The 2,424-nt window shown below is 65.1% G+C and carries 3 protein-coding genes; all 3 read left to right on the forward strand.

The genetic code is table 11. The features are described from left to right. Positions 1-168 precede the first annotated feature (168 nt). A complete protein-coding gene (tnpA, locus tag NKJ12_RS31980; protein ID WP_192357248.1) occupies positions 169-609 on the forward strand; it encodes an IS66-like element accessory protein TnpA in 441 nt (146 codons plus the stop codon). Then, complete coding sequence (gene tnpB, locus NKJ12_RS31985) at positions 606-962, forward strand: IS66 family insertion sequence element accessory protein TnpB (RefSeq protein WP_192357246.1); 357 nt, start codon at positions 606-608, stop codon at positions 960-962. The genes tnpA and tnpB overlap by 4 nt, the downstream gene beginning before the upstream one ends. A gap of 69 nt (positions 963-1,031) precedes the next feature. Continuing rightward, positions 1,032-2,424 (forward strand): IS66 family transposase (gene tnpC / locus NKJ12_RS31990; protein ID WP_352707696.1); only part of this gene is annotated, 1,393 nt, incomplete at its 3' end.

Raw genomic sequence — 2,424 nt, forward strand, 5'->3', positions numbered from 1 at the left:
CGATCCCGCTCACCTGCCCATGTCCGCGCATCCGGCGCCTCAAGGATCGCCTGCATCTCCTCGCGTGACAAAAATCCCAGGACCGTAAGCGGTGTTTCCGGACCACCTTTCAGGAGTGGTCTGGATCTGTGAGGTTGCCGGTTCTGTAATGGGATCGGAGATCGACTTGTGTCTGGACTTGACCTTACGCTTGACCCGGAGCGGCAGCCTCGACGTTTCGAGGTGATCAACGGTGCTGGCGGCCGGCGTCAGTGGTCGGTGGATGACAAAGCGCGGATCATCGCGGAGACGCTGGAGCCGAACGCAATCATTTCCGAGGTCGCCCGCCGTTATGGCCTGAGGCCGCAGCAGGTGTTCGCCTGGCGTCGGGAAGCGCGCAAACAGGCCGCTTCGGTGCAGCAAGATTCTCCTGCCTTTGTGCCGGCGGTTGTGGCGGCGCCGACAACCGAACCCACAGCGAAGCGCCCAGGACGACCATGGAAGCAGAAGGCGGTCCGCGACGCCGGCGTGATCGAGCTTGAGATCGACGGCATCGCCATGCGCGTTGGCCGTGGTGCCGATGCCAAGACGGTGGCTGCTGTAATTCGCGCGCTGAAGGCAACAGCGTGATCGGCCCGACGGGTGCGGTCAAGGTCATGGTGGCGACGAAGCCGGTAGACTTCCGCAAGGGCGCGGAGGGGCTGGCCGCGCTGGTGCGCGAGACGATGGGCGCCGATCCGTTCAGCGGCGCCGTCTACGTCTTCCGGGCGAAGCGGACGGATCGGATCAAGCTGATCTTCTGGGATGGCACCGGCGTCTGCCTTTATGCCAAGCGTCTTGAGGACGGCGAGTTCCGCTGGCCGAAAGTGCAGGACGGGGTGATGCGGCTGACGGCCGCGCAACTGTCGGCGCTATTGGAAGGGCTGGACTGGCGGCGGGTCCACGAGGCACGCCAGACCCGCGTTCCAGCCCAGGCGGGCTGACCCGCGACGAAGTGAATCAGTCTGGATTCTGCTGTCGCGGGCTGTCGGCGAATATGGTCTGATCCGGTCATGGCGATGACAGCTGACCAGCTTCCCGACGATCCGGACGCGCTGAAGGCGATGGTCCTGGCGCGCGACGTTGAGAATGCCCGCCTGATCCAGATCATCAAGGAATTGCAACGTCACCGCTTCGGCCGTCGCGCCGAGACGCTCCCCGAGGATCAGTTGCTGCTGGGGCTCGAAGAGGCCGAGCAGATCGAGGCGGCCGGCGAGGAAGAGGCCGAGGGGGCCTCTCCGGACCAGCGACAGGCAAAGACTGCCAAACGCCGGGCCAACCGGGGTGCCCTGCCGGCGAATCTTCCTCGTGTCGAGATGGTCGTCGACATCGAGGACCATGCCTGCCCGTGCTGCCGCAACGGCCTGCATCGGATCGGTGAGGACGTGAGTGAGCGGCTCGACATCGTCCCGGCGCAGCTGCGTGTGATCGTCGTGTGCCGGCCCAAATATGCTTGCCGCGCCTGTGAGGATGTGGTGATCCAAGCTCCCGCACCCGCCCGGCTGATCGAGGGCGGCCTTCCGACCGAGGCGACGGTCGCCCAGGTCTTGGTCTCAAAATATGCCGATCACCTGCCACTCTATCGTCAGGCGCAGATCTACGCCCGGCAGGGCATCAATCTCGACCGGTCCACGCTCGCCGACTGGGTCGGCCGCGCGGCCTGGCACCTGCGTCCGGTGCACGAGCGGCTGCTTGGCAAGCTGAAGTCCTCGCCAAAACTCTTCGCCGACGAGACGACCGCGCCGGTGCTCGATCCGGGCCGCGGCAAGACGAAGACAGGCCAACTCTGGGCCTATGCCCGCGATGACCGACCATGGAATGGCGGTGATCCGCCGGGCGCCGCCTATGTCTATGCGCCCGACCGCAAGGCCGAGCGTCCAATCGCCCATCTCGCTGGCTTCACCGGAATCCTTCAGGTCGACGGCTATGGCGGCTATCGCGTGCTGGCTGAAAAGAGCGGTGTCACGCTCGCCTTCTGTTGGGCACACGTGCGCCGCCGCTTCTATGAACTGGCGGCAGCCGGTCCCGCGCCGATTGCCAGCGAGGCGCTGAGACGGATCGCCGAGCTCTATAAGATCGAGGACGGCATCCGCGGCCGATCGGCCGAGGAGCGCCGTGCGATGCGTCAGGAAAAGAGCCGCGCTATCATCGCCGATCTCGAACCCTGGCTGCGCGAAAAGCTCGGCTTGATCAGCCAGAAAACCAAGCTCGCCGAGGCGATCCGCTACACGCTCTCGCGTTGGGAAGGCCTCTCACGCCTCCTTGACGATGGCCGCATTGAGATCGACAGCAACGTGGTCGAGCGCTCCATCCGTCCGATTGCCATCTCGGGGTCATTCTGCCCATGTTGGGCAGGAGGTCGAGGTCCATTACCGTTGGCACCCGTATTTCGGACATCGGCTTCGC

This window comes from Mesorhizobium sp. M0195, assembly GCF_040322115.1.
Classification (GTDB): Bacteria; Pseudomonadota; Alphaproteobacteria; order Rhizobiales; family Rhizobiaceae; genus Mesorhizobium.